Annotated in this window: 1 protein-coding gene; it reads left to right on the top strand. The window is 62.8% G+C overall.

Going from position 1 to position 1,549, the window contains the following annotated elements; all coding sequences use genetic code 11:
• On the top strand, positions 1 to 1,549 hold a 1,549-nt coding region (locus B8784_RS07870), incomplete at both ends, for a class I adenylate-forming enzyme family protein (RefSeq protein ID WP_084397168.1).

The raw sequence follows: 1,549 nt of genomic DNA, 5'->3' as shown, positions 1-1,549 counted from the left end.
CTGCAGGCTTTCCTTGCCCATTGCGAAGTCGGGGGTGAGGCGATCGCCATCCGTTATTTCGACCGGCTGATCAGTTATGGTGAGCTGGACGAGATGAGCTCACATTTCGCCGCTTGGCTCATCCGATCCGGCGCCGTGCAGGGGGACCGCATCTTCATCCTGCTCCAGAATGTCCCGCAATTTGCTATCGCCGCGCTTGGCGCGTGGAAGGCGGGTCTCATCCCTGTGCTTGGCAACCCGATGTACCGCCAGGATGAGTTGGGCAAGCTGATGGCCGATTGTGAGCCGAGCGTCATCCTGTGCCATCCTTCGCAGCGGCCCGCCTTCGAGGCTGTCGCGGGAGAGCGGACCATCCTGACCACGACAGCCGGTGCGATGCAGTCGCGCGGTGACCCCCGCTCCATCCCGGCAGATGAGCCGGACGAAACAGACGCTTTCATGGCGATTCTCGGCACGCAGGCCCATGAGGGGTCACTTTGCGAGCGCATCACCAGCGATCCGGCGCTGCTACTCTACACGTCCGGGACGACCGGCGTGCCCAAGGGCGCGATGCTCACCGCTTCGAACCTGTCCTATAATGCGGCCGTTGCCCAGCGCTGGTTCGCGGTGGATGGTGACGCCCGTCTCCTGTCGATTGCGCCGCTCTTCCACATCACAGGCTTTTCGCTGAACCTGTGCCTTGCTCTCTCGGCCGGGGCGTCCCTCATCCTCACACACCGGTTTCGCCCGGATGTGGTGATGGATGCGATCCGCGAGTGGAAGCCGACCTTCACAGTTGGCGCCTCGACGGCGTTCATCGCGCTGATGAACGAGCCGGGCGTGTCGCCTGCAGACTTTGACAGCTTTCACAGCATCTATTCCGGTGGGGCCCCGATCTCGCCGAGTCTGGCAACTCGCTTCGAGGAGGAGCTGGGCCATCGCCTGCATACAAGTTTCGGCATGACCGAGACGACCGCACAGACCCACCTTGCCCCCTTCGAGGCCGATATTCCGGTCGATCCCGAAACCGGTGCGCTTGCGATTGGCGTGCCGGTCTGTGGGGTGGATGCGCGCATTGTCGACAAGGATGGCAAGCCATGCGGGCTCAGAGAGCCTGGGGAACTCCTTGTGCGCGGCCCGCAGGTCATGACCGGCTACTGGCGCAAACCGGAAGAGACGGCCGAGACGCTCGCCGACGGGTGGATGCATACCGGCGACATTGGCCTGATGGACGAAGCTGGCTGGTTCTATCTGGTCGACCGCAAGAAAAACATGATCAGCGCGTCGGGCTTCAAGGTCTGGCCGCGTGAGGTCGAGGATGTGCTCTACCGCCACGAAGCCGTGCGCGAAGCCGCCATTGTCGGTGCGCCGGACGAGTATCGCGGCGAAACCGTCCATGCCTTTGTCTCCCTGCGGGCGGGCCAGGCCGTGACGGAGGCGGCGCTGATTGCTTTCGTGCGCGAAAGGCTCGCGGCTTACAAATGTCCGCGCAAGATTCATTTTGTCGATGAGCTGCCGAAAACCCCCAGCGGCAAGATCATGCATTATCAGCTGGCTGACCGGTTGAAAG

Source organism: Henriciella aquimarina, from assembly GCF_002088975.1.
GTDB classification, from domain to species: domain Bacteria; phylum Pseudomonadota; class Alphaproteobacteria; order Caulobacterales; family Hyphomonadaceae; genus Henriciella; species Henriciella aquimarina.
This window is presented reverse-complemented; position numbering and strand designations above follow the sequence as displayed.